The sequence below is a fragment of the Halorientalis pallida genome (assembly GCF_004118325.1).
In the GTDB taxonomy this organism is placed as follows: Archaea; Halobacteriota; Halobacteria; order Halobacteriales; family Haloarculaceae; genus Halorientalis; species Halorientalis pallida.
This window is the reverse complement of record NZ_RDFA01000001.1, coordinates 64,355-88,033: the sequence shown is the minus strand read 5'-3', so window position 1 is coordinate 88,033 and position 23,679 is coordinate 64,355. Positions and strand designations below refer to the sequence as shown.

At 63.4% G+C, this 23,679-nt stretch carries 29 protein-coding genes and 2 pseudogenes; 14 read left to right on the top strand and 17 right to left on the bottom strand.

The features are described 5' to 3' along the window. Positions 1 to 462: 462 nt before the first annotated feature. From EAF64_RS00520 to EAF64_RS00485, 8 genes and pseudogenes are all read right to left on the bottom strand, one after another. Entirely contained in the window at positions 463 to 1,674 is a 1,212-nt protein-coding gene (locus EAF64_RS00520) for an MFS transporter (RefSeq protein WP_129067031.1), read from the bottom strand. A 376-nt stretch (positions 1,675 to 2,050) separates the two neighbouring features. Next, complete coding sequence (locus EAF64_RS00515) at positions 2,051 to 2,536, bottom strand: redoxin domain-containing protein (protein ID WP_129067030.1); 486 nt, start codon at positions 2,534 to 2,536, stop codon at positions 2,051 to 2,053. A 341-nt stretch (positions 2,537 to 2,877) separates the two neighbouring features. Beyond that, complete coding sequence (locus EAF64_RS00510) at positions 2,878 to 3,144, bottom strand: winged helix-turn-helix domain-containing protein (RefSeq protein ID WP_129067029.1); 267 nt, start codon at positions 3,142 to 3,144, stop codon at positions 2,878 to 2,880. A gap of 95 nt (positions 3,145 to 3,239) precedes the next feature. After that, positions 3,240 to 3,587: pseudogene (locus EAF64_RS00505) on the bottom strand (peroxiredoxin family protein); the annotation flags it as partial. Positions 3,588 to 4,049: 462 nt separating this feature from the next. After that, on the bottom strand, positions 4,050 to 4,547 hold the full coding sequence (locus EAF64_RS00500; protein WP_193767522.1) for a hypothetical protein: 498 nt from the start codon (positions 4,545 to 4,547) through the stop codon (positions 4,050 to 4,052). Continuing rightward, positions 4,544 to 5,167, bottom strand: a complete 624-nt coding sequence (locus tag EAF64_RS00495) for a class I SAM-dependent methyltransferase (protein ID WP_129067028.1) — start codon at positions 5,165 to 5,167, stop codon at positions 4,544 to 4,546. The genes EAF64_RS00500 and EAF64_RS00495 overlap by 4 nt, the downstream gene beginning before the upstream one ends. A 64-nt stretch (positions 5,168 to 5,231) precedes the next feature. Then, on the bottom strand, positions 5,232 to 5,528 hold the full coding sequence (locus EAF64_RS00490) for a DUF7562 family protein (protein WP_129067027.1): 297 nt from the start codon (positions 5,526 to 5,528) through the stop codon (positions 5,232 to 5,234). A 38-nt stretch (positions 5,529 to 5,566) separates the two neighbouring features. Continuing rightward, a pseudogene (locus EAF64_RS00485) lies at positions 5,567 to 6,505 on the bottom strand (NADH-quinone oxidoreductase subunit C); the annotation flags it as partial. Positions 6,506 to 6,620: 115 nt separating this feature from the next. Between EAF64_RS00485 and EAF64_RS00480 the strand changes: the two are divergent. From EAF64_RS00480 to nikR, 4 genes are all read left to right on the top strand, one after another. After that, on the top strand, positions 6,621 to 7,277 hold the full coding sequence (locus tag EAF64_RS00480; protein ID WP_129067025.1) for a helix-turn-helix domain-containing protein: 657 nt from the start codon (positions 6,621 to 6,623) through the stop codon (positions 7,275 to 7,277). A 156-nt stretch (positions 7,278 to 7,433) separates the two neighbouring features. Beyond that, positions 7,434 to 8,327 carry an alpha/beta fold hydrolase gene (locus tag EAF64_RS00475; protein ID WP_129067880.1) on the top strand — a complete coding sequence of 298 codons (894 nt, stop codon included), beginning with the start codon at positions 7,434 to 7,436 and terminating at the stop codon, positions 8,325 to 8,327. 284 nt (positions 8,328 to 8,611) lie between these two features. Further along, a complete protein-coding gene (locus EAF64_RS00470) occupies positions 8,612 to 9,058 on the top strand; it encodes a hypothetical protein (protein WP_129067024.1) in 447 nt (148 codons plus the stop codon). Positions 9,059 to 9,476: 418 nt separating this feature from the next. Beyond that, on the top strand, positions 9,477 to 9,896 hold the full coding sequence (nikR, locus tag EAF64_RS00465) for a nickel-responsive transcriptional regulator NikR (protein ID WP_129067023.1): 420 nt from the start codon (positions 9,477 to 9,479) through the stop codon (positions 9,894 to 9,896). 103 nt (positions 9,897 to 9,999) lie between these two features. Here nikR and EAF64_RS00460 read toward each other — a convergent pair whose 3' ends face one another. After that, entirely contained in the window at positions 10,000 to 10,152 is a 153-nt protein-coding gene (locus EAF64_RS00460; protein ID WP_129067022.1) for a C2H2-type zinc finger protein, read from the bottom strand. Between the two features lie 202 nt (positions 10,153 to 10,354). On the opposite strand from EAF64_RS00460, the gene EAF64_RS00455 reads away from it, so the two are divergent. From EAF64_RS00455 to EAF64_RS00430, 6 genes are all read left to right on the top strand, one after another. Continuing rightward, the gene (locus tag EAF64_RS00455) at positions 10,355 to 11,038 is read left to right on the top strand and encodes an energy-coupling factor ABC transporter permease (protein ID WP_129067021.1); all 684 of its coding nucleotides are present in this window, start codon (positions 10,355 to 10,357) and stop codon (positions 11,036 to 11,038) included. Then, positions 11,038 to 11,358, top strand: a complete 321-nt coding sequence (locus EAF64_RS00450) for a cobalamin transport operon protein (protein WP_129067020.1) — start codon at positions 11,038 to 11,040, stop codon at positions 11,356 to 11,358. The genes EAF64_RS00455 and EAF64_RS00450 overlap by 1 nt, the downstream gene beginning before the upstream one ends. Continuing rightward, on the top strand, positions 11,355 to 12,170 hold the full coding sequence (locus tag EAF64_RS00445; RefSeq protein ID WP_129067019.1) for an energy-coupling factor transporter transmembrane component T family protein: 816 nt from the start codon (positions 11,355 to 11,357) through the stop codon (positions 12,168 to 12,170). The genes EAF64_RS00450 and EAF64_RS00445 overlap by 4 nt, the downstream gene beginning before the upstream one ends. After that, positions 12,167 to 13,045 carry an energy-coupling factor ABC transporter ATP-binding protein gene (locus EAF64_RS00440; RefSeq protein WP_193767521.1) on the top strand — a complete coding sequence of 293 codons (879 nt, stop codon included), beginning with the start codon at positions 12,167 to 12,169 and terminating at the stop codon, positions 13,043 to 13,045. The genes EAF64_RS00445 and EAF64_RS00440 overlap by 4 nt, the downstream gene beginning before the upstream one ends. Positions 13,046 to 13,210: 165 nt before the next feature. Next, positions 13,211 to 13,585 carry a hypothetical protein gene (locus EAF64_RS00435; RefSeq protein ID WP_129067018.1) on the top strand — a complete coding sequence of 125 codons (375 nt, stop codon included), beginning with the start codon at positions 13,211 to 13,213 and terminating at the stop codon, positions 13,583 to 13,585. 262 nt (positions 13,586 to 13,847) lie between these two features. Next, positions 13,848 to 14,225 carry a hypothetical protein gene (locus EAF64_RS00430; RefSeq protein ID WP_227738843.1) on the top strand — a complete coding sequence of 126 codons (378 nt, stop codon included), beginning with the start codon at positions 13,848 to 13,850 and terminating at the stop codon, positions 14,223 to 14,225. A gap of 6 nt (positions 14,226 to 14,231) precedes the next feature. On the opposite strand, the gene EAF64_RS00425 is transcribed toward EAF64_RS00430, so the two are convergent. The 8 genes from EAF64_RS00425 to EAF64_RS00390 form a co-directional block, all read right to left on the bottom strand. Further along, positions 14,232 to 15,596 carry a dihydrolipoyl dehydrogenase gene (locus tag EAF64_RS00425; protein ID WP_129067017.1) on the bottom strand — a complete coding sequence of 455 codons (1,365 nt, stop codon included), beginning with the start codon at positions 15,594 to 15,596 and terminating at the stop codon, positions 14,232 to 14,234. Beyond that, positions 15,597 to 16,031 (bottom strand): winged helix-turn-helix transcriptional regulator, encoded by a 435-nt coding sequence (locus EAF64_RS00420; RefSeq protein WP_193767520.1) that lies wholly within the window; start codon positions 16,029 to 16,031, stop codon positions 15,597 to 15,599. Positions 16,032 to 16,142: 111 nt separating this feature from the next. Then, complete coding sequence (locus tag EAF64_RS00415) at positions 16,143 to 16,730, bottom strand: helix-turn-helix domain-containing protein (protein ID WP_129067016.1); 588 nt, start codon at positions 16,728 to 16,730, stop codon at positions 16,143 to 16,145. A 68-nt stretch (positions 16,731 to 16,798) separates the two neighbouring features. Continuing rightward, on the bottom strand, positions 16,799 to 17,071 hold the full coding sequence (locus EAF64_RS00410) for a hypothetical protein (protein WP_129067015.1): 273 nt from the start codon (positions 17,069 to 17,071) through the stop codon (positions 16,799 to 16,801). 145 nt (positions 17,072 to 17,216) lie between these two features. Next, positions 17,217 to 17,645 (bottom strand): hypothetical protein, encoded by a 429-nt coding sequence (locus EAF64_RS00405; protein WP_129067014.1) that lies wholly within the window; start codon positions 17,643 to 17,645, stop codon positions 17,217 to 17,219. Positions 17,646 to 17,788: 143 nt separating this feature from the next. Beyond that, on the bottom strand, positions 17,789 to 18,748 hold the full coding sequence (locus tag EAF64_RS00400; protein WP_129067013.1) for a sulfite exporter TauE/SafE family protein: 960 nt from the start codon (positions 18,746 to 18,748) through the stop codon (positions 17,789 to 17,791). Continuing rightward, positions 18,745 to 19,302: a carboxymuconolactone decarboxylase family protein gene (locus EAF64_RS00395; RefSeq protein WP_129067012.1), complete on the bottom strand. Its 558-nt coding sequence runs from the start codon at positions 19,300 to 19,302 to the stop codon at positions 18,745 to 18,747. The genes EAF64_RS00400 and EAF64_RS00395 overlap by 4 nt, the downstream gene beginning before the upstream one ends. 85 nt (positions 19,303 to 19,387) lie before the next feature. Then, positions 19,388 to 19,567 carry a hypothetical protein gene (locus EAF64_RS00390; protein ID WP_129067011.1) on the bottom strand — a complete coding sequence of 60 codons (180 nt, stop codon included), beginning with the start codon at positions 19,565 to 19,567 and terminating at the stop codon, positions 19,388 to 19,390. Positions 19,568 to 19,762: 195 nt separating this feature from the next. On the opposite strand from EAF64_RS00390, the gene EAF64_RS00385 reads away from it, so the two are divergent. The 4 genes from EAF64_RS00385 to EAF64_RS00370 all read left to right on the top strand — a co-directional run bounded on the left by EAF64_RS00385 (position 19,763) and on the right by EAF64_RS00370 (position 23,578). Then, complete coding sequence (locus tag EAF64_RS00385; protein ID WP_129067010.1) at positions 19,763 to 20,623, top strand: SDR family oxidoreductase; 861 nt, start codon at positions 19,763 to 19,765, stop codon at positions 20,621 to 20,623. Then, the gene (locus EAF64_RS00380; RefSeq protein ID WP_129067009.1) at positions 20,616 to 21,641 is read left to right on the top strand and encodes a patatin-like phospholipase family protein; all 1,026 of its coding nucleotides are present in this window, start codon (positions 20,616 to 20,618) and stop codon (positions 21,639 to 21,641) included. The genes EAF64_RS00385 and EAF64_RS00380 overlap by 8 nt, the downstream gene beginning before the upstream one ends. A gap of 63 nt (positions 21,642 to 21,704) precedes the next feature. Further along, on the top strand, positions 21,705 to 23,135 hold the full coding sequence (locus EAF64_RS00375; RefSeq protein ID WP_129067008.1) for a dihydrolipoyl dehydrogenase: 1,431 nt from the start codon (positions 21,705 to 21,707) through the stop codon (positions 23,133 to 23,135). 86 nt (positions 23,136 to 23,221) lie between these two features. Then, positions 23,222 to 23,578: a DsrE family protein gene (locus EAF64_RS00370; RefSeq protein WP_129067007.1), complete on the top strand. Its 357-nt coding sequence runs from the start codon at positions 23,222 to 23,224 to the stop codon at positions 23,576 to 23,578. Positions 23,579 to 23,679 lie beyond the last annotated feature (101 nt).

The following is a 23,679-nucleotide window of genomic DNA, read 5'->3' as shown; positions in this document are numbered from 1 at the left end:
TCCGCTTCCACCGGGCCTACTAGTAGATGCTCGCCCGGTAGTGTTCCGGGTGTACATTTTGATTGCTTTGTTAGAAATATTTGACAATAGTGTACGTAGATTTGGATGTAGCCTATCCTCGAGACCGGTTATTTCCACTGAGACCCACAACCACCGTATTTCTCCGAGGCCAGTCGATGCTGACGAGCCTGGAGTGATGTCTGTCGGGGGTAGAATGTCCGATAGCGACCTTTCCAGCGGCGGTTTTCGAGCGGGCCGGCATCGACTACGAAAGCCCGTTCGAGGGATACCGAATCGAGTTAGAGAAATAGCGGGAGGTGACGTCCACACACCTCCAGCTCTCCGTCTGTTGTGTTCAGCTGTTGAACGGAACGCCGCGGCCCTAATACAAACGCCCGGCCCGAACGTCGTTGTCGCCGGTACCCTCCCGTTTGCGGACGAGCAACCACAGGAGGTTCGGACTCATCGGTTCCCGTCCGCGAGCAGGGTCGCTGCCGAAGATCCCCTGAGCGTCAGCATCGACGCGATACCAACGAGTGGACCGATCGCCAGCGGTGCGAACGCCCACTGCCAGCCGACGATATCTGCGATCATGGGGACCGCCTGAATCGAGACCGTCGTGAGCAGGAAGCCGATGGCCGTCTGGAGTGTCAGTGCCGTCCCGACGTAGGATTCCTCGGCCAGTTCGGACACGGCCGCAGAGAACTGTGCGGAATCGGCCACGATGGCGACCCCCCAGATCAGGAGGAAAGGAACTAACAGGACGAGTGAGGCGCCGAACAAGAAGCCAACCGTGAGACAGGCGAGGCCACTGACAGCCATGCTGACACTCGTCACACTGGTTCGGCCCCACCGGTCTGCGGCCGATCCCGCGAGCACGGCACCGACACCGCCGATGGCGATGGTGGCGAAAGCCAGGAGCGACCCGAGTCCAGCAGCAGTCCCGGCCGACCCGGACGCCGCCAGGCTGGCCGCTAGGAACGTCGGGACCCAGGTCCAGACGGCGTACAGCTCCCACATGTGCCCGAAGTAGCCACCGTTGGCCAGCATCGTCGGCCTGTCCCGGAGAATCCGCCCCAGCGCACTCGGATCGAAGGGCGCCGCTGGTGCCTGATGTGGCCCCGGCTCGACGAACAACGCCAGTAGACCGCCTAGCGTCGCTATAACTGCCGCGCCGTAGAGGACGAGTTGCGGATCGCCGACCCCGCCCACGCCGCGAAAGAGATGTGGGAGCGCCGAGCCGACGGTCAACGCGCCGATGAGGAGACCGATCGCGAACCCGCGGCCCTTCTCGAACCAGCCAGCGAGGATCTTCATGCCCGGCGGGTAGACGCCGGCCAGCGCGACGCCAGTGAGAAATCGGAGTCCGATCGCGGGCAGTGCGCTATTCACGATGCCCGCGATCAGCGCGGTACAGACTGCGCCAGCGACGGCCGAGCCGGCGAAGAGATATCGCGGCGGGATCACGTCGGAGAGCGTGAAAAACGAGGAGAGTAACGCCCCGGCGACGAACCCCAACTGGACTGCGTTGGTCAACCAGGTCGTCTCCGCTGGAGTCAAATCCCAACTCGCCGCCAGTTCCGGTGCGACGGCCGTCGCACTGAACCAGAGAGACATGGTCAGCAGTTCGGCGACCGCGATGAGTACTAAAACCGTCCGTTTACGAGTGGCCATCGACCGTAGTTCAGGGCCACGCATCAAAAAGTATCAGTTACCTTGGAGTAAGTCGCCACCGATAGGACGGCTGCCCCTGCACTACCCGGGCCTCGGCAGTCGCCTGTCGCCCGACTAGCACGAGACTCCCAACTAGCGGCCCCACGGCCATCGGGGGGAGCAACTGGAACCCAGTCAGGAGGACGCCCGACGCTTGGACGCCGACCACGAGCAGGACGACGGGCCCATTTCGGTGGATTTCGACGCTACTCGAAGGAACAGACAGAGAGGACCGTAGCCAGGACGCTTGATATTTCCCCGTATTGAACGGGGGTATTGCCTTGCGACTTCGGTGGAGTGGAGGGTGCGTGAGTCGAAGTCTGCGCCACCGTGCGTGCTAGACGAGCGTATTGACGGCTTCCTGGACGGGTTCCCAGTCCGGTTGGTCCGAGGGGTCGTCAGTACTCCAGGCGTACTGTATCACCTGGTCGGTGTCGATTACGAACACGGCCCGCTTCGCGATGCGCTTGTGATCCCTGAACTCGTCGTAGAGGACGTCGTACGATTCGGCGACAGTTCCGTCACTATCGGAGAGCAGGGGAAAGTCGAGGTGTTGTTGCTGTCCGAACTCGCGATGACTGAAGATGCGGTCCGTGGAGATTGCAAAAACGGAGATGGACTCGTCGACAGTGAACCACGACAGATCGTGGATATTACATAGGTTGTCCGTACAGGCCGGATGAAAATCGAAGAGGTAGAAATTCAACAGCACCGGTGTCTCCACCAGCCGTTCGGATAGTTCGTACAGGTGGATGTCGTCGTCGTGTGCTGATTCGATTCCGGGGAGGGTGAAATCCGGTGCCTGAGTCCCTGTCGAGAGCATAGTGATAGTGAGTTCGGACCCCGTATCAATACGGGCTAACATTGGGGTAACCTCTCCTGGGGCGTCCTGGACGTTTTCTACCCGTCGTCCACCCTGGGTTCGCTGAGATGTTTCGTGCCCAAATCTCGCATGTCGATGATGACTGGTTCGAGCAAGCGGCCGTGCTCAGTGAGCAACAACGGTCCCGATACAGTTTCTCGCTGAGGATTTCTCGGTTGACAAGCTAATTCTCTTCGCGGCCTTCGAGGCTATCGGACAATACCATAACTATCCTCGAAGGTTCAGTTTTGCGAACACACGTTGTCCTGGCGGCTGACAAGTAGAGCGACGTTGCCACGTAGTCACTCCTCGAGGTTCACCCGATAGACGTTCTTCCGTGCGTCGGGGATGTAGATATCCGACGTGACGAGGCCTTCTTCTTTCAGACGCTTGAGAGCATACCGAACTGTTCTGGGCGAAAGCATCGTTTCGGACGCGAGATCGCCTTGTGTGAGTCGGCCCTCGCAGGCGAGGGCGAGGTACGCGAGTTTCGCACTCGGCGGCAACCGTTCCAGCCTACCTCTCTGCTGATCTTCGAGCGCGCTCAACTGGATGCGTGAGTTTGACATCGAATAGCGACCCCGTTTCGGACGGCTGCCGATGCGACCACCGCGCATTCAGGGTCACCTGACGCCGAGGTAACGACTCCTGTCTCTCGATCGGCTCAGCAGTCGACGAGATCGCAGTCGAAGACGAACGACTCCTGTAACGCATCGACTTTGGCCAGCAGTGTCTCGACATCCGGGCGGTCGCCCGGCGTCTCGCCTTCGTACGTGTAGACGACTTCTGACTCGTCGTTCCGCGTGTCCAGGATGACGCTCTCCGGCATTCGCCCGATCACGTCGTGGAGCCCGCCGAGCACCCCGAATCGCGTTGGCTGGTCGGACTTCTCGGCCACGTCTTTCTCTGAGTCTGCTAGCAACGGGAACGGGAGCTCGAACGATTCCTGCCACTCGACGGCGCGGTCGCGTGGCTCCGGGAGAATCGGGACGACGACCGCATGCAACTCTGCGAACGACTGTGCCTGTTTCGCGACCGTCTGTACCTGCGACTTGCATTTCGGACAGTGATGGTCCCGTCGAGCAGAATTGCGAAGTCGGCACGCTCACCGACTCGGGCGAGCGAAAGCGGGTCCGGACCGACCCCCACGTTCGGGAGTTCGAATTCGGGTGGCAGTGGCTCGACCGTGGTTCCAGTCTCTGACGTGAGAGAGTAGTCGCTTCCCAGAAATATCAAGCTTCGATAACACCCGTGTAAGAACGTAAGCAGTGGGATACCGGGCTACCTTGCAGTAACCAGGATGACTGCCCCGGCCTCGCTGACGAGTGACTTCTAAAAACCGGATCGAATCAGCAGGTTACCGACGTGAGTGAACCAAATGCCGGCCGGCATCGATAGAAACGACCACCGAAATAACGAACTTCGTCGATTAACGTCCGTCTCCAGTGGTAATATAGCTGACCTATCGTACTAATTATCTGTGTCGATTGACGACGCCGCGGCCATACTGCTTCGTCGCTCTCAGCAGGGCTCTTCCGGACACACGCCGGCGCATCGACCTGTCTGCAGGCGTACTACCGGCGAGGGACGTTTCCCAACCGGTACGTGCCTGGGGGCGGTCTCGCTCTCGGGTTGTGGCTGCTCGAACGCTCTCGGCATCCATCGGTTCGACCGACCGCGCCTCAATGAGAACCGCACCGTCGACGACGACCGTCTCGACGTCTCCCGCAGTGACTGAATTCATCAGTACCGAGGGAAGATTGCTGTACGGCTGGTGTCGCGGGGTATCGATGCCGACGCGAAGGACAGTGTTTCCCGTCAGATTCTGCACCACGCTCTCCGGAATAGGCGCAGTCTCGTCGTAGCCCGCGAGGAGAACCGTCCACCCGGGGAACTTGATCGATGCGCCCGCGAGCGTCAGGAGGCTACCGACGGCAAGCCACTCCAGCGCACTGGACGACAGTTCGATCACCGTTCGTCACCCCGGTCGGGGGTTATCTCGAACGTGGTGAACGTGCCGAAGAGCCCGGTGTCGATATCCCGCACTCTGAGGCCCGCTCTGGAGACGATTTCGCGCGGCTCTTGGGTCCAACGACAGCCTGTCTTGGCGTAATGAGCGTCGGCACGCCACTCCTGGTACGTGGCGAGTGGACCGATGTCGCTGCGTCCGTGTTCGACGAGGCGAATCGTTCCGTCCGGTTTACAGACGCGCTCCATCTCGCGCAGTGCGGCGATAGGGTCGGGGAACGTACAGGTCGACAACGCGGAAATCACCGCGTCGAAGCTGTCGTCGGAGAATTCGAGTTCCTGTGCGTCCATCTCCTGGAGGGTCCCATCGATCCCTAACTCGGTGAGTTGTTCCGCGGCGTTCGCCAGCATCTCCGGACTGATATCGATCCCGACGAGGTCGACCGTGTCGGGGAGATACCGAAAGTTCGTTCCAGTCCCACAGGCGACGTCTAGCACTCTCCCCTCGACATCTCCGAATCTCGCCTGCCGATAGCGACCGGTGACGATACGGTCGAGCCATTCGAGTCGGTACATCCAGTCGGCGTACTCGGCGTACGAGTCCTCGATATCCGAAACCGCCATCGATCGGTTCGACGCCGAATCGGCATCGGTTCGGTCGTGGTTGGAGTTCATGTGCTTCGATCGCTCAGTCGTGACTCTCGTCGTCGGTCGTCAACTCGCAGAACTGTCTGAGGAACGTCTTACGGTCGGTACGGCCGGCGTCGGCCGCCACGAGCGTCGTTTCGAGTCCCTCACGGTCCTGGTTGCAGTACTCACGGTCGCAGGGTTTACACAGGTACTCGAAGGTCTTGCCCTCGCGGGTCCAGCGGTCGCCCTGTGTGTCGTACTCGCGGGCGTCTTCGCGGGCGAGTGTCTCGCCGCAGGCGATGCAGGTCACCTGCTGGCCGGAGTAACTCCCCCACAGCCCTGAAGCGGTCGTCATCGATCCACCTCTCCCATGATGGCGTCCAGGCTCCCGATGGTGGCGACGAGGTCGGCGACGTACTCGCCTCTCGCCATCGCCGGGAGCGCCGACAGGTGCGAGAACGACGGCCCACGGATCTTGAACCGTGCCGGGGTTTCGGTACCGTCGGCGCTCATCGTCCGGATAACCAGAGCGTACTCGGGAACGTCGATATCGGCCAGGTCTTCGATGACGCGGGCGTAGGCCCACTCGTTGAGCAGACCTGCGCCACCCCAGTCCCAGCGGTCGGGGTACGGCATGATCTGGTGCCGGTAGGTGCCCTGCTGGCACATCTGTTCTTCACACCTGTGGATGTACCCGATATCGGGCTCCACGTCGGCCACCTGCTCGCCGTCCAACGTCGTCTCTAGATGGAGGACACCGTGGGTCGAGGGATGGTGGGGGCCAATGTTGATGAACATCGTATCCGAGTCCTCGTGGCGATCGTCCGCCTGTAACGGATCGGCATGCTCGCGCAGCGGCACGACCTGCGGGGCAGTCTGGTCGTAGTCCTCTCGAAGTGGGTGGCCCTGCCAGGTTTCTGTCAAGAGGAGTCGACGCAGGTCCGGGTGGTCCTCGTATTCGATTCCGAGGAGGTCGTAGGCTTCCCGTTCGTGCCACTCGGCCGTCCGGTAGACCGGCGCGGCCGACTCGCTGACTGGATCGTCCTTCGTCGTCGGGACGACGACCGAGAGTTCACGCGTCCGGTCGTCGTAGCTCGTGAGGTGATACACCGTCTCGAAACGGTCGTCGTACTCCTGGGCAGTCACACACGAGCAATGGTCGAGCCCCGCCACCGAGCGAAGCGTCGAGAGGACCGTCTGAACTCGGTCGGCCCGGGTGACGATCGCAGGGGCGTTCTCGTGTGACTCACGGCCGACGATGGCGTCGTCGGGGAGGGCTGTGACCGCCGTGTCCACGAACTGGTCGGCGGTCGAACGTCGTTGCTGTTGCATCGTCCACCGAGTGGCAGTTCCCGGCCTCGAGCGGTAGGCGACCTGCCTCACCAGTGTTGCAATATAAATGGCGAGTATCCACGGCGATTTATTTCGAGGCACTCGAAGTCCCGGTATGCGGTATCTCACGCTGCTGGTCGAACCGGACGGGGACGGTGCCTTCCACCCGCTCGGCGGGGAGTTGACGGCCGAGCCGTCTATCGAGCGCCGTGCGATTCATCACGTCGAACTCCTCGAAGACGACACTGTATTGCTGTTCGCCGAGGCGAGTGGTAGTCAGGACCGGTACAGAGAGATTATGGCGGAATCCCCACACGTCATCGAGTATCTTACTGCCGGCGAGGACCGCTGGATGGCAGTCAGTCAATTCGAACCGACTGCGGAAGTTCACTGGGCGTTGGAACTCCAGCGAGAGTCGATGTTGGTGGTCGACACACCGATCCACTTCACGTCCGAGGATTATCTCAAGGTCACGTACCTGGGGACCGACGAAATATTCAGCACCCTCTACGAATACGCCACGGAACTGGACTACGTGACGGTCGAAGTCCTCGAAACCGGCGAGTACGAGACCGACGGCTCGTCGTTCAGTAGGGTGATCACGTCTCGGCAGGAGGAAGTCATCGAGACGGCAGTCGATCTCGGATATTATAACGAACCACGTCAGGCATCACTCGAAGACATCAGTGAGGTCGTCGGAATCGCGCCCGGAACGGTCGGCGAGCACCTCCGAAAAGCCGAGGAACGTGTGTTCGCCGAGATCGTCTCCTGACGCCTCGACCGACACGATCCGGATCGGCAGGTGGGTTAAAAGAACCCTCACCAGTGTGGCAGTCGGCAGACACAGCGACACACCGTATTTTCGCTCACAGCAACTGCCCGCGTCTGGATGGACACCGAACGCAGTCACCGATTCGATCCGATACCGATGTCTCTCACGAAACCCCGGCCGAAAACGGATGCATCGCTACTCGCCGACTCAGCTACCGAATCCAGCTATCGCGATATCAACGACGTCCGGTTACACGTCGTAACCGCTGGCGATCCCGACGCGCCACTGGTCGTCTTGCTGCACGGCCATCCCGATTTCTGGTACGGTTGGCGAGACCAGATCACCGCGCTCGTCGAGGCGGGGTACCGTGTCGTCGTCCCGGATCAGCGAGGCTGTAATCTGAGCGATGCGCCCGACGGCATCGATGCGTATCGGCAGTCAGAACTCTCCGCGGACGTCTGTGAATTGATCGAGAGCGAGGGCCGGGAGTCGGCCCACGTCGTCGGGCACGATTTCGGTGGTTTCGTCGCCTGGAACGTCGCACTCCGGCAGCCTTCGATGGTGGATCACCTGGGAATCTGCAACGTCCCACATCCGACAGTGTATCGCGAGACACTCCGCTCGAGTCCACAGCAAATTGCCCGGAGCTGGTACGTCTGGTTCTACCAGGTACCGAAACTCCCCGAATGGCTCCTGCGCCGGAACGACATGGACAACATGGTCGATTCGCTCGAAATAACGTCGAATCCTGGAACCTTCGACGACGAAACGATTGCCCGCTACAGGGCCGCCTGGCAGCACACCGGCATCACACCGAGGATCAACTGGTATCGTGGGTTCAGGCGCTCGGAAAGCCCCTCACGTACCACTGTTCCACAACCGACGCTAATTTGCTGGGGCGAAGACGACATCGCACTCCTCCCCTCGATGGCCGAAGAGAGCGTCGACTACTGTGACAACGGCCAGTTACGGATGTTTCCCGACGCGTCACACTGGGTTCACAACGAGCGTGAGGGAGTAACTGAAGTGCTGCTCCGTCATCTGCCCTAATTATCGACAGAAGCCAAATACACGTTTGATCGTTCTAAAGCCGTTCGCTACCAGAAACGGGTGCTATGTGCATGACGATACCCCGTCGTCGTTTCCTGGAGGCACTCGGCATCACTGGTACGGTGCTCTCGTCAGTTGGGTGTCTCGCTCTCGATGAGACTTCGTCAAACGAGACAACGGAGGGCCCAGACACGCAGACAGAGATGCCGACGGCGACTGCTGGATGGGCCACCGAGATCCCGGAGACGCCACCGAACGTATCCTGTACGTCCGTATCGCGACCAATGGCCGAGCCGGTCGACCACGACGGGGCGCTCGCACCCCGCGATTATCCCGGAGGGCCCCCATCTGAAGTAGCGGGCAAGACTGCGGTGGGGTACGTCACCAGGTTCGAACTGGCCTACCGGCAGAACGACGAAATGAAATCAAACACCGACGTGGGGACAGGCGACGAACGCGGCAGCTACCTGAGTCGGTTCGACATCTCCGTCCAGAACGCATGGGTCGCCTCGGGCCCCGCTGATTCGTCCGTCGTCCGGCTAAAGTACGTCGGCTCCAGGACGATTCACCCAGGTATAGAGTTCGATTACATCACCCAGTACGTCACGTACTATATCGATTCGGCACGGGTCGTCCGGGACAGAACGACGCGGAACGATTTCGATGGAACCGACACGCTAGATCCCGACCCCTGGGTAGACGGGGAGCCGGTGGCCTGTTTCGAGAGATAGGCTCTCTCGAGACGGCGGCACGGACGGGCCTCATCCGGACCGTGCGTATAGTCACTGCATTCGAGGTTCAGAACCGTCCTACGCAATTCTCTCTGCTCTACTGCCGAATACACCTCCGTATTCAGCAGAGTGGGTCTGCCGGAGTCTCGACAAAAAATCATACGACAGGTCATCGCTCACCTGAACTCGGTCCCATCACGGACGCCGATCCGCAGTATCGGATTCAAACTGCTATTGTGTATTTTGGACGGGTTGGATCCAGAGCGTTCGATTTCACCGTCACCACGCCTACCAGTAGATCCTCGCCCGGTAGTGTTCCGAGTGTACCGCTTCATAGACCCAGAGATTCGTCTTCACGGGCCGCCGGCCCACCGCCGGGGTATTAATCTATATTAACTATCGGACCCTCGATTAATACATGGGTGTCGTAAGCATCTCGATGCCGGACGAACTGGAGGAACGGATCGACGAATTCGGCGAGGATCACGGCTACACTGGCCGGAGCGAAATCGTCCGCGAGGCGGTTCGCAACCTCCTCAACGAGTTCGAGGACAAGCGACTCGAGGACCGTGACCTGATGGCTATCGTCACCGTGCTGTTCGACTTCGAGACCACGAGCGTCGAGGAGAAGATGATGCATCTGCGCCACGATCACGAAGAACTCGTCGTGTCGAACTTCCACAGTCACGTCGGGAACCACTACTGCATGGAACTGTTCGTCCTCGAAGGCCAACTCGAAGAGATCTCTACCTTCGTCGGGAAGATTAGAGCGACGAAAGACACCGTCTCGGTCGATTACTCCGTTCACCCGGTCGACGACATCAGTCTGCTTTCCTGAGGACGGTGCGGGTGGCGGTCTCCGACCTGTGTCACGTTGCCCAGCGGTGCGGACGAATCGAGATAGCGGACCGTCCCGCAGATACTGCACACGCCGGTTCGACTCAATGGGACTCGTGGATGTGTTCGCGTAGCTGATCGGTCCCGTCGAACGCCTCGTCACATTCAGCACAGATGTCGTGGTGCCGTGCCACGTGCTGGGTGACACCGGCTGCGCTCCGGAACTCCGCATCACAGGTTGAACAGGCGTATCCCATCGCAGTAGTATCGTACACCGGACCGGCTTAAACTGGTTGTTGTACCGTGTACGACGCTCTCCTTCCGAATTGCTACGATTCTATACAACCTATCGTCCGCGTCGAGCGCCCACCGCAACGGGATCCGCAGTAGTTTTCTAATAACTATGAACCCTCGAAAACGCACAATTATTATAATTGCGGTGTAGATTAATAACTACGCATGGCACACATCCATCTCGGCGAGGGCTCGTTCCCGTTGTGGGCAGTGGCTCTCTGGACGCTCGTCGGCGTCACACTGATCGGAATCGTCGTCTACCGTCTCAGAAGGGGCGGGATCAAGACACACCAGATCGCCCTGGCAGGGATCGGTGCGGCCGCGAGTTTCGCCGTCTTCCAGCTGAACCTCCCGGTGTGGGGCGGGATTCATATGAACCTCACTGGCCTCGTGGGGATCCTCGCTGGCCCGGCACTCGGTGCGCTCATCGCGCTCGTGGTGAACGTCTTCTCGGCCGCACTGGGTCACGGGGCGGTCGGACTGCTCGGCGCGAACACGCTCGTGAACGCCACCGAGGCAATCGCCGCCTACTACATCTTCAGGACGCTCCTGCGGATGGACTGGGACGTGTTCCCGGCGACTGCGAGTGCCGCGACAATCGGCCTCTCGGCTGGGGCGGTCCTCATGGGTGCGATCATCGTCGTCAGCGGCGTCAACGGGAGCGCACTCCCGCGTGCGGACCTGACGGTCGCCGTCGCCGGCCTCGTCGGACTCAACCTCGGCGTCGCAGTCGTCGAGGGCATCCTGACCGGCTTCGTCGTCCAGTTCCTCGCGTCCGTCAGGCCGGATCTGCTCGATCTGATCGACCGAGAGCGCGGCGAGGAAGACCCTGCGGGGGTGGCCGCCTGATGCAGCGCTGGAAACAGTACGGGAGTCTCGCGGCGCTGTTCGCTGTCGCGCTCGCCGCAGGACTCTGGGGATTCAGCGCCACCGGCGGCGCACTCCCCTGGGCGAAACGCTCCGCGAGGGCTCTCCAGCGGGGCGTGACGGAGGGCAGTGGTTCGCTGATCGATCTCGGCCGCGGCGTCGTCGTCGCCGGCCCGATCCGGAAGGGCGATATGGTGCTGGAGTTCGCTGGACTCGTCGTGCTGTTGGTCGTCGCCGGAGTCGCGCTCTACGTCTACGCCGACCGGTATCGGGGACTCGACGACGAGGCAGCACGACCATGACGACGCTGTCGAATCACGTTCCGGACCCGCGGCTCATCACGGCCTACGCGGAACACCGGGACAGTCCGGTACACCGGGTCAACGCCTGGACGAAGTTCGGCACGGTCGGCGCGCTCGTGCTGGCGGTGACGGTGGCGGATTCGCTGCCGGTTCTGACGGGGTTGTACGCCGCCACCCTCGTCGTCTACGGTGTCGCCGGCCTACCGTACCGACGGCTACTGTACTGGTACACGCTCCCGCTGTTGTTCGTCGTCTCCGTCGCGGTGCCGCTGGCCGTCCTCGAACCCGGTACGCCGATCGGCGGGGCGCTCGGGACGCCGCTGGGGGCGTTGTCGGTCACGTGGCAGGGTGCGATCCTTTTCGCTGAACTGTCCTGCCGGTCGCTGACGGTGGTCACGTTCGCGCTGGCGGCGACGATGACCACCCGGTACGCGGACGTGGCGTATCTGCTCGGCCGCGTGTTGCCGACCCCCATCGACCAGGTGACGCTGCTGACCTACCGGTTCACTTTCGTCATGGTCGAGACGCTGGAAGCCCTGGTCCGGGCCGTCCTCGCGCGGGGGGCGACCCTCTCGGAGTTCTGGGCGAACCGGCGCACCTACGCCCGGATCCTCGGCATGACGCTGTTGACAGCCATCGAACGCTCCGAACGTCTCGTCAAGTCGATGGAGGCCCGTGGCTACGACGGCGACATCACGCTCTACGGCGACGTCCCGCGACCTCCGATCCGTGAAATCGTCGTCCTCGTGGCCGTCTACGCCGCCGTCGTCGGCTACGCACTGATCGCCGTCTACGGAGTGGTGTCGCTATGAGCGGTGACGAGACGACGGCACCGCTCGTCGACCTCCACTGTGAGGCCCACACCTATCCCGACGGCACTGTCGGGATGCACGAGGTCGATTTCCAGGTGTATCCGGACGAAGTCGTCGCCCTCGTCGGTGGGAACGGCGCGGGGAAGTCCACACTGCTCGAACACTTGAACGCGACGCTCGTGCCCGACGACGGCGAACTCGTCGTCGACGGCACGCCGATCACCGACGACGACCTCGCCCGCGCCCGGAGCGCAGTCGGGTTCGTGTTCCAGGACGCCGACACGCAACTCGTCGCGCCGACGGTGCTGGACGACGTCCGATTCGGCCTGCAGAATTACGGTGTGCCGGCCGAGGAAGCCACTGAGCGGGCACGGGAGGCGTTGGCAACTGTCGACGCGAGCCACCTCGAAGACCGCATCCCGCACTACCTGAGCGGTGGCGAGAAGCGACTGGTGGGCCTGGCCGGGGTTCTCGTCCTCGAACCGAGCGTGATCGTGCTCGACGAACCACTCGCCGGTCTCGACCCCGCCCGCTCCCGTCTGGTCGCCGACCACGTCGAGAGGATCCACGAGGAGGGTATCAGTGTCGTCCTCTCGACGCACGACCTCGAATTCGCGGCCGCGGTCGCCGACAGAATCTGTGTGATGAGCGACGGCGACGTCGTCGGCCAGGGAACGCCACGGGAGGTGTTCTACGATCCCGAGTTACTCGACGCCGCGAACCTCCATCCACCGAGCGCCGTCCGCGTCGCTCGTGACACCGGACTCGACGTCGACGGGCGGCCGGTCACCGAGGCCGAACTCGTCCAGGCACTCGCCGGAAGCCAGTCGGAGCCGCCACAGACCAGACGAGTCGACGGACCTGGCGCGGACTGATGGGCGGTCCCGGCGCCGTCGCCCCTCGCCGAGACCACAAGCGGAACTGTGGTCCGGCCGCCGCCCTGTCCTCCAGGCGTCGTGACCGCCCCGACTGAGCCGCGAGTAACCCGGTTACGCCCGTTTCGCCGAACCGATTTACCGTTCGAGCCGGTAGTCCGAACGATGGCAACGCAAGACCGTGGTGACGGCTGGACCGTCGAAGTCGACGACGGAGTGATGATCTGGGAGTTCCTCCCGGGCATGGAACTCTCGGCGTTCCGCGAGGAGGCGTATCCGGTCTTCGAGAACCTGCTGGAGCGCCACGACGTCGTCGGTATGGTGACGGTCGTCGAACTCGACGACGCCTTCGATTCGGAGGTGTTCGATGTCTGGGAAAAATCCGCACAGCGTGCGGAAGAAGCCGGACTGGAACGTTGGGGCGTCGTCGCGGACGGCATCAAATCACTGTCGCTCCGCGGGAAGGTGGACACCGGCGGACTGGACACGACGACGACCGAGGACCGCACGGAGGCAGTCGAGTGGGCCCGGAGCGGGTGACCACCTGGCCGCCTGCTGAACGAGTTACCGGACGGTGTCCCGGTTTCCGTCCGCTCACCGCGTTACCCGACCGTCAGAAAGAGACGACGGTCACGGGACCGAGCGGTCTCGCGTGTCGGAGACCGAACCCACCGAGCGGCCGCAGCCACCCGAATTCGAGTCACCCAACGTCGGCGTCGGGCCGGAACCCCCCTCGCTCGCCCGAATCGATGAGCGTGCCGACTTCGCGCCCCTCCTCTCTTCGGGACTACCACTGTCCCTAGTGCAAGGCACAGGTACGGACGGTCGCGAGGCAGGGACAGTCGTTCGCGCGCTGAACGCCGTCGTCGTCCCGTTTCTCCCGGAATCGCGGGACCGCGCCGCCGAGTGGCAGGAATCGTTCGCCCTCCCGTTTCCACTGTTGGCCGATGCCGAGAAGGACGACCAGCCCACGCGATTCGGGGCGCTCGGCGGGCTCCACGACGTGATCGGTCGGATGCCCGAGAGCGTCATCCTCGACACCTGGGACGACGTTCCCGAAGTCGTCTACCCCTACGAGGGCGAGACGCCGGGCGACCGCCCGGACCTGGGGACGCTGCTGGGCGAAGTCGACGCGCTACAGGAGTCGTTCGTCTTCGACTGCGATCTCGTCGACTGCTGAATCGGCCTACACCGACACGTCGTCGAAGGCGTACTCGACGACCTTGTTCAGCGTCGGGTGGGCGTGGATCGTGTCGGCAATGTCCGAGACCGTCCCTGAGCCGGCACGCATCGCCACGACGACCTCGTGGATCATCGTCGACGCCTCGTAACCCAGCGCGTGACAGCCCAGGATCTCACCGTCCGGTGCCGCCAGTACCTTCACGAACCCCTCGTCGAGTTTCTTCGCGCGGCCCATCGGCGTGTCCGGCAAGTCCGCGCGACCGACGACGTACTCCGTGTCCCCTTCGTCGAGTTCCGCCTCGGTCTTGCCCACGCCGGCCATCTGCGGTTCGGTGAAGATGGCGTGGGGCATCGCGGTGAAGTCGGCGGTCGCGTCGCCGCCGTGGACGACGTTCTCGACGGTTATTTTCGTCTCGTAGTCCCCGGAGTGTTTGAACATCGCGTTGTCGGCGATGTCGCCCTGGGCCCAGACGTTCTCCGCCGAGGTTTCCAGCCGGTCGTTCGTGACGACGAACCCGTTGTCGTCGGTTTCGATGCCGCCAGCCTCGACGGCCAGGGTATCGGTGTTGGGCCGTCGGCCGAGTGCGACGAGCAGTTCGTCACCAGTCACGGAAATCTCGCCACCGGCCTCGGTCTCGGCGTGGGCCTGGATCATCTCGCCGTCGGATTCGACGGCCGTGACGCGGTGGCCGGTGTACACGTCGTGGCGCTCGCGTGCGATGTCGGTGAACGCTTCGGACACATCCGGGTCCTCGCGGGGGACGAGCGAGTCCATCATCTCGAGGATGGTCACGTCGGTGCCCAGTGACTCGAAGAAGTAGCCCAGTTCGACGGCGATGTAGCCGCCCCCGAGGATCACGAGCGAATCGGGTTGCTCGCGCAGGTACAGTGCGTCCCGACTCGTCAGATACTCCGCGTCGTCCAGGCCGTCGATAGGCGGAACGAGCGGTCGGCTCCCGGCCGCGACGACGACTTTGTCGGCGCTGACTTCCCGGCCACCGACGTCGACCGTCCGCTCGTCGACGAACTCGGTGTACTCGTCGTAGATCGTCAGGTCGGCCTTCTCGCGGTAGCTGGCCTCCATGCCGTCGGCGAGCGACGACAGCGTCTCGTCCATGTCGTCGACGATGCCTGCGAAGTCCACGCCGTCGAGCGAGGCGTCGAGGTGGAACCGCTCGGCGTCCCGGACGTGGTTGGCGGCAGTCGCCGCCTGGATCAGCATCTTCGAGGGGTTACAGCCGCGGTTGAGACAGGTCCCGCCCAGTGGGCCCGGTTCGATCAGCGCGGTGTCGAGTCCGGCGTCCGCGCCCGCCGCCGCGACGTTGTTCCCGGTCCCGCCGCCGACGACCAGGAGGTCGTGGTGGGGCATCTACTCACCCCCCACGGCTATCGCCGTCTCTCCGTCCTGCTCGGTCCCGTCGGTGTCGCTCGCCACGTCGTGTTCCGCGCCCCAGTTGATCATCTCGGTGATGAGTGGTTCCAGGGACTGGCCGCGATCGGTGAGCGCGTACTCGACGCGGACGGGTCGGTCACTGAGGAGCGTGCGGTCGACCAGGCCCGCCGCCTCCAGGTCGTCCAGACTCTCCGAGAGCATCTTCGAGGAGATCTCGTCGACGCCGTCCTTGAGCGCGCTAAAGCCCATCGGGCCCTCCTCGAGCAGGTGGTAGACGATGATGGGTTGCCACTTCCGTCCGACGAACTCCTGCATCGACAGCAGCGTCTCCTCGACGCCAGTGAACAGCGGCCCCGACGGGCCACGAGCGTCGCCGCTTCGACCGAACCTGGATTCCGATTCCGAACTCATTGTGATAGCCTCTACTCCAGCGAACGACGGGGATCCTATTCAAGACGATTCGGACGTGTGACTCCGCCCCTCGTCTCCGGAAGATTTACATACTAGATTTCGAGCGCGGACCTACGACTGGCCCTCGAACCGGTCCCAGAACACGTCGTTGAGGTCGTCTGCGTAGTCGTCGTCGAGGTACTCCTCTTTCGTGAGGTTGGCCTCCTCGATGAGCGCCGCGGCCTCGCCCGCCCAGGCGTAGAATCCGATCAGCGTGTCCCTGCGCATCTCCGTCACGTCGATGGAGTGGTACACGTTGACGAAGCCGCCGTCTTCCCGATTCAGCTGTGATTTCTCCAGCAGGCCGATGTCGACGAGTCGGTTGAGGTACCGGCGGACGGTCGACTCGTCGTAGTCCAGCTGTTCGGCTACGTCCGACGGTGGCATCGGTCCCTCGCCGATGACACAGAGACAGATATCCAGTCCCGGTTTCGGGAGCCCGAACGCGTCGAGCAGGACCTGTTTGACGTCGGGTGGCTTGATGTCGATGTTGACGTCCGTGACCCGCTCCATCGTCTGTCCGTGGCAGGTCATCCCGCCGTCACAGTCCTGTAGGGTCAACACGACGTTCTCACAGTCGTTACACTGGTAGATGCCGTACTGGCGGTCGCGGAGGTCGCTCTTCTCGGATAGCTCGCTCGAGGTAGCGTCGTCGGTCATGGTCCGGAGGTGACGGCCGCGTGGCCCTCTCGTGTGACTCGTCGCGTGCGAGGAATTAAAACCTGGTGTCAATCTCGGTCACGGCGATCCGGAGTCGCGTCGACGATCACGAACTCGTCGTCGACGTCCAGGTCGAGGAGTTCCCTGGCCGTGACGGTCGGGCGATAGCCACCGTCGACGGTCGCGAGGAGTTCACACTCGGCGAATCGCTCGAAGCAGTCGTCGGCTCTCTGGTGACCGACTTCGAGGCGGGCGGCCGCGTCGGCCGGGGTCAGTGGACGGTCGACTTCGTCGTAGGTGGCGACGACGAATTCGAGCAACCGGTGTGGGGAGAGGCTCATTGCTCGGTGGCTGGCGACGGCTCGCGCGTCTCTCGTGAGATACCCGTCCCGGATAAAACGTCTTCTGAACCTCCGGCTCACCCCGTAACCTGGACCTCAGCCGGGCTCGGTCGTTCGAGCCAGTGAGTCGAGGTGTGCCGACCGGTCAGACGAGTCCGACCGCGAGCCACACACCGAGGACGCCGCCGTAGATCAGGTGAAAGAGGGAGAACAGGCCCATCGTCTTCGGCTCGGGCTCCATCGCCAGGACGATCCGCATCCACAGCACCATCCCGACGACGGTCAACACGATTCCGTAGACGAGTCCGAGCCCGACCGCGGTCGCGAGCGTGAGACTCACCCCGAAGGCCGGGAACACGGCGGCGAACGCCGCACCGGCCCCGACGCCGTACAGCATGTGTAAGGCCATCCCCTGTGGCACGTACTCCTCTGGTGGGCCGTCACCCATGTACTTCGACCACAGTGCCGCCGTCGGGGGCGGCGAGTCGTCGCCCAGTGCCAACATGAACACCGTCATGACGATGGTTGCAATCGATCCGCCTGCCAGTCCGCCGAGTATCGTTGGGTCAGCCATCGTGTGTCTCTGATCGAGGCGTTACCCGGAGCCGGGTTACCTCTGGTAACCTGACGACTGTCGGCGGTAATAAGTGTCCGCTGAGGTAGAAGAAAGCCGGTTACATCGTGGAAACCGGTCGGTCGGCGGTCGTGGGGGGCCAGTCAGGCGATGACGAACTCGGTGACGAGAATGAGCAGGCCGACGAGTCCGAAGACGACGCCGAGGCCGACCTCCATCAGGTCGCTCGGAACGTACTTGCCGACGCGAGTCCCCACGGTGCCGCCGATCAGGACGCCCGGGATCGACCAGGCGACGACGTACCAGACCGGCGTCGCCGTGAGCGCGTGGACGAGCGCGCCCGCGCCGGCGGCGATGGCCAGCACGAACACGCTCGTCGCGACGGCCACCCGGGGCGGAATCCGACAGCGGACGATCAGCTGGGTCGTGACGATCTCGGGCAGGCCGGCGCTGATGAGGCCGGTGACGAACGCACCGATCGTCGACAACGCTACGCCCGGGGGCCGCCAGCAGGTGTCGTAGGTGAACCGCTCACCGTCGGCCGCCTCGATGGTCGTCGTTCCCCGCCCAGAGTTCTTCTCTTTCAGGTATTCGCCCTCGCACTCGCCCGGCACGCACTCCTCTGGGGGGTCGTAGTACACCAGGAAGCCACCGAGGCCGACTAGCCCGACGCCGAAGATACCCTTCAGGATCTGCGGATCGACGAAGTGTGCTGCGAACGCGCCGACGACGACGGCGGGAACTGCCCCCGCCAACAGCCATTTGGCCGTCCGGAAGTCGACGACCTGCTGTTTGACGTAGGATCGCAGACCGTTGCCCATGCCGAACACCTCGGTCAACAGGCCGGCACCGATGGCCTGGGAGGGTGTGAGTCCGACACCGAGCATGAAGAACGGGCTGAAAAAGAGCGCGCCCGACACACCGGAGGCCAGTGCGACCGTCGAGAACGCGATGGCGGCCGGGAACACCCACCAGTGGGTGAGGAACTCGTCCATCGGGAATCCACCCGGGACCGCCGATCCGCCACCCGTCGACCCGAGGGCCGTCCCCACGGTGACGACCAACCCGACCGTGACCAGCGCGGTCCCGAGCGTCCGCCTCATGCGAACAGTTCGTCGACGGTCTCGTCTGCGGGCGTCCAGCCGACGAACTCGCCACCCTCGAAGGGCAGGTTCACTGAAGCCACGTAGTTACAGAGGCCGACGTAGAAATCCACCAGGAGCCCGACCGCGACGATCTCGGCGTCGGTGTACTGGGTCGTCAGCGCCCGGTGGATCTGGTCGGTCACTTCGCCCTCCGCGACCGCCTGGGCGTACTGCAACAGGACGAACTCCGCGTCGTCGAACCCGGAGAAGTCGCCGCCGCCGATGGCGCGCATCTCCTCGGTCCTGACGCCCTTCTCCCGGGCGATGTCGACGTGCTGGTGCCACTCGTAACGCGCGCCGCGAGCCCACGCCACAGTGAGAATAAGGAGTTCCTTCTTCCGGGGCGTGAGCTGGTCGTACAGCGTGTTCAGGTACTCCAGGGTCGCCTCCAGCACCTCGGGGTTGTGGGCCCACGCGCGGAAGATGTGGCGGTCGCCCAGGTAGTCCTCGGTGAACAGATAGTGGTACTCTTCGGGGATCTCGTCCAGTTCGAGCAGATCGACTCGGGTCACACTCCGAAGGTACACACGGGTCGTTAAGTCCGTAGCTCACACCCGCGTAACCGGGTGATTCGACTCTCAGTGGCTCGCTCGTCTCTTACCGCCACTCGTCGAGGGTCAGCACCGGCCCACCTTCGATCCACTGGTCGGGGTCGTCGACGTGGTAGATGATCCCCGCACCCTCGCTCGACGTCACGAACTCGTACTGGTCGTACACCGTCTCTGTGGGGCCTTCCGTCGGGAATCCGTCGCCAGGGGTCGCTGTGTCCGTTGCCATAGTGGTGCTCGTGCTGGCGGAGGCCAGCGTTCACTCGTCAGTTACGTTTGGTAACCTAAATGCGTTCCCGAACGTCGGGCTCACCCGGTTACCCGACGGTAACGCGACGGCGGTGACCCGCGCCCGGCGGGTCGGGACGTTACACTGACGTGAGGTGCAGTTAACCGTCGGGCGGCCGCCGGTTCCGGTGAGCCCATGACTGCAGACTTCGACCTGAGTGCGCCCGAACTGACCCGAGACGACCTGCTCGTCCTGGAAGACCACTACTTCGGCCCGGAGACGGTGGCCATCGTGACCGGCGCGGCATCCGGAATCGGTCGTGCGACTGCGGTGGGTCTGTCGGCCAACGGCCTGACCGTCGTCGGTGCCGACATCGACACCGAGGGACTGGACGAGACCGAAGCCATCGCCGCCGACCTCGACGTGCCGGGGTCGATCCACGGGGTCGAGACCGACCTCACCGACGACGGCGACGTAGCGGCCGTCGTCGCGGCGGCCGCCGACGAGGGCGACCTGCGGTTCGTCGCCAACGTCGCCGGGATGCAACACATCGCGGGCATCCACGAGTTCCCGATGGAGAAGTACGATCTGCTGACCGACATCATGCTGCGCTCCCCGTTCAAGATGGCACAGGCGGCGATACCCCGCATCCGGGAGACCGACGACGGGATCGGTGCCATCGCCAACATGTCCTCGGTCCACGGCCACTACGCGACCAAGGACAAGCCCGCCTACATCACCGCGAAACACGGGATCACGGGCCTCACTCGGGCCATCGCCGCCGAAGGTGACGGGAGTCTGCGCGGCTATTCCGTCAGCGTCGGCTACGTGCTGACGCCGCTGATGGTCGACCAGATCGCCGACACGGCCGAGGAGCGTGGCATCTCCGAGCAGGAAGTCGTCGAGGACGTAATGTTGGGCCAGGCTCGCACCAAGGAGATGATGACGCCCGCCGAGGTCGCGAACCTGTTCACGTTCGGGTTCTCCAGTCACGCCAGCCACCTCAACGGCGCCGATCTACTGTTCGACGGCGGCTACACCCACACGTATGAGTGAGTTTGCGGAGCGCGACGAGCGGGACGGACCGCGCGTCGCAACCGACGGCGGCGCTGGCGACGATGGGAAGACCAACGTCGCCATCGCCTGCCAGGGCGGGGGCAGCCACACCGCCTTCACGGCGGGCGTGCTCCAGCACCTCCTCGAGGAGTGGGACGACGAGTACGAACTCGTCGGCATCAGCGGCACCTCCGGCGGCGCGTACAATGCGCTGGCGGCGTGGTACGGAGTCGTCACCGGCGATCACGAGAAAGCCATCGACACCCTCGACGCCATCTGGGACGATCTGTCCACCGACGGCTGGGCCGACCGGATGATGAACCAGTGGGTGACCGGAATGTCGAGACTCGAGAGCAGCGGGCTCCCGATGCCGTCGGTCAGCCCCTATCAGATTCCCGGCCCGGAGGTCGGTAAAGAGCGGATCACCGAGACCCTGGAACGGCACATCGACTTCGAGTCTATCCCGGACTTCTGTGGCCTGGAGTCACCCGAGCTCGTGGTCGGGACGGTCGACGTGAACGGCGGCTGTTTCGAGACGTTCACGAACGAAGCCGTGACACCCGAGGCGGTGCTGGCGTCGGCCGCCGTCCCGAACCTCTTCGAGGCCGTCGAGATTCACGGCCACTACCACTGGGACGGCCTGTTCTCCCAGAATCCGCCGATCAACGCCCTCATGTCGGTTCCCCCGGAGCGCAAACCCGACGAACTCTGGATTATCCAGATCAACCCCCAGGAGTTCGAGGGCGAACCCGACACGCTCGACGTGATCGCGGACCGACGCAACGAGCTGTCGGGGAATATCTCGTTGAATCAGGAACTCCACTTCGTCGAGCGCGTCAACGACTGGGTCGAGGCGGGCTATCTCCCCGACTCGGAGTTCTCCCACACCGAGGTCCGCCGCATCGAAATGGGCGAGCGGTTCCACTGTTCGACGAAAGTCGATCGGGACAGGAAGTTCCTCGACGAACTGATGCAACTCGGCCACGAGCGGGCGGCCCAGTTCCTCGCGGAGACGTGACCGTCCGGCGGTGAGTCCCACGTAACTGGGTCGTTGAATAGCGTCCAGCCACACCGATTCGCCATGGACGAATACGACTTTCTCGTCGTCGGATCGGGCTCCGGGCTCGAAGTCGCCAACGTCGCGGTCAGACGGGGCCAATCGGTCGCAGTCGTCGAGAAGGGGCCACTCGGCGGGACCTGCCTGAACCGCGGCTGCATCCCCTCGAAACACCTGCTGTACCACGCGGACGTGCTCGAGACGATCGAGCGCGCCGACGAGTTCGACATCGAGGCCACCGTCGAGGGGGTGGCCTTCGCCGACATCGTCCGCAAAGTGAACGAGGAAGTCGGCGAAGACGCCGAGGGTATCCGACGCGGACTGGAATCCTCTGATCAGCACGACCTCTATCAGGGAGAGGGACGGTTCGTCGACGACCGGACCGTCGAAATCGTCGGCGGTGCAGACGACGGGGCACGACTCCAGGCCGAGACGGTCCTGATTGCGGCAGGAACGCGGCCTTCGATCCCCGACGTCGACGGCATCCAGGACGTGCCATACCTGACGAGTACCGAAGCCCTCCAGCTCGAGGAACCGCCGGATCACCTCGTTATCGTCGGTGGCGGCTACATCGCGGCCGAACTCGCGCACTTCTTCGGGACCTTCGGCAGCGACGTGACGATCGTCGGTCGGCGGCCGAACCTACTCCCCCAGGCAGACTCCGAAGTCGCCGCGGCGTTCACCGATATGTATGCGGATCGGTTCACCCTCCATACCGGCTACGCGGCGACGGCCGTCTCGGCCGACGACGGGACGTTCACGCTCGACGCACGGCCCTACGAGTACGGCGACGACGGTGGACTCGTCGACGATGCCGAGGGAGTGACCGTCACGGGCGACGAGTTACTGGTGGCGGCGGGGCGGACGCCGAACACGGATACGCTGCGTCTGGACCGGACCGCTATCGAGACCGACGCGCGAGGATTCGTCGAGACCGACGAGTACCTGCGGACGACCGTCGACGGGGTCTGGGCGCTCGGTGACATCGTGGGCGAGTACCTGCTGAAACACAGCGCCAATCACGAGGCCCGCGCCGTCGCGCGGAATCTGTTCGGGAGCGAGCCCGAACCGGTCGACTACAGCGCGATGCCATTCGCCGTGTTCGCGTCGCCCGAGGTCGCCGGCGTCGGCGCTCGGGAGCGGGAACTCCAGGCGGCGGGTCGCGAGTACGCCATCAACACCTACCAGTTCGCAGATACCGCCCGCGGCGACGCGATGAACGCCACCGGCTTCGTGAAAGCCATCGTCGACCCGGAGGGCGACATTCTCGGCTGTCACATCGTCGGCCCCGACGCCTCGACCCTGATCCAGGAGGTCGTCGTGGCGATGAAGGCGGGATCCGGAACGGTCCGTGACATCCGGGAATCGATCCACATCCACCCCGCACTCCCCGAGGTCGTCCAGCGGGCGTTCTCCGGACAGTTCAGCCGCGGGGACAGCCACCAGCACCACTGAGACCGTCCGGTGGTGACACCGATGGCACCGGGTTACCCGAACGTTCGGGTACGGTTTAGTAACTCACTGCGGTATGGTAATCCGCAATGGCAAACGTAGCAATCGTCATTCTCGCGGGGACGGAATCGCACGCTGATACCGGTCGGCTCGTGAACGGCCTCGAAGCCGCCAAAGAGTTCGAGGAGAACGACGGTGACGAGGTGGAAGTGATCTTCGACGGCGCCGGGACGGAGTGGATTCCGGAACTCGAAAACGAAGACGGCGACTACCACGAACTGTACCAGGCCGTCAGCGACGACGCGGCCGTGTGTGACTTCTGTGCGGGCGCGTTCGGCGTCGGTGACGCCGTCGACGACGCCGGCGTCGTCCGACTCGACGACCACGACGGCCACCCGAGTATCCGCTCGCTCGTCGACGACGACTACGAGATCATCACCTTCTGAGCCGACACACCTGGACGGAGGTACCGTCGGTCGGTGGACGGCTTCGGGATTGTCGTTTTGTCCCACACTCGCACACTCGCTCAACCGTTAACCCGTCACTC

Excerpts from the sequence above, each read along its gene's own strand:
- EAF64_RS00390 (WP_129067011.1), bottom strand. The coding sequence starts at position 19,567 with ATGGCAACGGACACAGCGACCCCTGGCGACGGATTCCCGACGGAAGGC.
- EAF64_RS00450 (WP_129067020.1), top strand. The coding sequence starts at position 11,038 with ATGCAGCGCTGGAAACAGTACGGGAGTCTCGCGGCGCTGTTCGCTGTC.
- EAF64_RS00495 (WP_129067028.1), bottom strand. The coding sequence starts at position 5,167 with ATGGCGGTTTCGGATATCGAGGACTCGTACGCCGAGTACGCCGACTGG.
- EAF64_RS00400 (WP_129067013.1), bottom strand. The coding sequence starts at position 18,748 with ATGAGGCGGACGCTCGGGACCGCGCTGGTCACGGTCGGGTTGGTCGTC.
- EAF64_RS00445 (WP_129067019.1), top strand. The coding sequence starts at position 11,355 with ATGACGACGCTGTCGAATCACGTTCCGGACCCGCGGCTCATCACGGCC.
- EAF64_RS00410 (WP_129067015.1), bottom strand. The coding sequence starts at position 17,071 with ATGAGCCTCTCCCCACACCGGTTGCTCGAATTCGTCGTCGCCACCTAC.
- EAF64_RS00490 (WP_129067027.1), bottom strand. The coding sequence starts at position 5,528 with ATGACGACCGCTTCAGGGCTGTGGGGGAGTTACTCCGGCCAGCAGGTG.
- EAF64_RS00460 (WP_129067022.1), bottom strand. The coding sequence starts at position 10,152 with ATGGGATACGCCTGTTCAACCTGTGATGCGGAGTTCCGGAGCGCAGCC.
- EAF64_RS00415 (WP_129067016.1), bottom strand. The coding sequence starts at position 16,730 with ATGACCGACGACGCTACCTCGAGCGAGCTATCCGAGAAGAGCGACCTC.
- EAF64_RS00385 (WP_129067010.1), top strand. The coding sequence starts at position 19,763 with ATGACTGCAGACTTCGACCTGAGTGCGCCCGAACTGACCCGAGACGAC.
- EAF64_RS00425 (WP_129067017.1), bottom strand. The coding sequence starts at position 15,596 with ATGCCCCACCACGACCTCCTGGTCGTCGGCGGCGGGACCGGGAACAAC.
- EAF64_RS00375 (WP_129067008.1), top strand. The coding sequence starts at position 21,705 with ATGGACGAATACGACTTTCTCGTCGTCGGATCGGGCTCCGGGCTCGAA.
- EAF64_RS00420 (WP_193767520.1), bottom strand. The coding sequence starts at position 16,031 with ATGAGTTCGGAATCGGAATCCAGGTTCGGTCGAAGCGGCGACGCTCGT.
- nikR (WP_129067023.1), top strand. The coding sequence starts at position 9,477 with ATGGGTGTCGTAAGCATCTCGATGCCGGACGAACTGGAGGAACGGATC.
- EAF64_RS00510 (WP_129067029.1), bottom strand. The coding sequence starts at position 3,144 with ATGTCAAACTCACGCATCCAGTTGAGCGCGCTCGAAGATCAGCAGAGA.
- EAF64_RS00440 (WP_193767521.1), top strand. The coding sequence starts at position 12,167 with ATGAGCGGTGACGAGACGACGGCACCGCTCGTCGACCTCCACTGTGAG.
- EAF64_RS00515 (WP_129067030.1), bottom strand. The coding sequence starts at position 2,536 with ATGCTCTCGACAGGGACTCAGGCACCGGATTTCACCCTCCCCGGAATC.
- EAF64_RS00370 (WP_129067007.1), top strand. The coding sequence starts at position 23,222 with ATGGCAAACGTAGCAATCGTCATTCTCGCGGGGACGGAATCGCACGCT.
- EAF64_RS00380 (WP_129067009.1), top strand. The coding sequence starts at position 20,616 with ATGAGTGAGTTTGCGGAGCGCGACGAGCGGGACGGACCGCGCGTCGCA.
- EAF64_RS00435 (WP_129067018.1), top strand. The coding sequence starts at position 13,211 with ATGGCAACGCAAGACCGTGGTGACGGCTGGACCGTCGAAGTCGACGAC.
- EAF64_RS00520 (WP_129067031.1), bottom strand. The coding sequence starts at position 1,674 with ATGGCCACTCGTAAACGGACGGTTTTAGTACTCATCGCGGTCGCCGAA.
- EAF64_RS00455 (WP_129067021.1), top strand. The coding sequence starts at position 10,355 with ATGGCACACATCCATCTCGGCGAGGGCTCGTTCCCGTTGTGGGCAGTG.
- EAF64_RS00480 (WP_129067025.1), top strand. The coding sequence starts at position 6,621 with ATGCGGTATCTCACGCTGCTGGTCGAACCGGACGGGGACGGTGCCTTC.
- EAF64_RS00405 (WP_129067014.1), bottom strand. The coding sequence starts at position 17,645 with ATGGCTGACCCAACGATACTCGGCGGACTGGCAGGCGGATCGATTGCA.
- EAF64_RS00470 (WP_129067024.1), top strand. The coding sequence starts at position 8,612 with ATGGCCGAGCCGGTCGACCACGACGGGGCGCTCGCACCCCGCGATTAT.
- EAF64_RS00475 (WP_129067880.1), top strand. The coding sequence starts at position 7,434 with ATGTCTCTCACGAAACCCCGGCCGAAAACGGATGCATCGCTACTCGCC.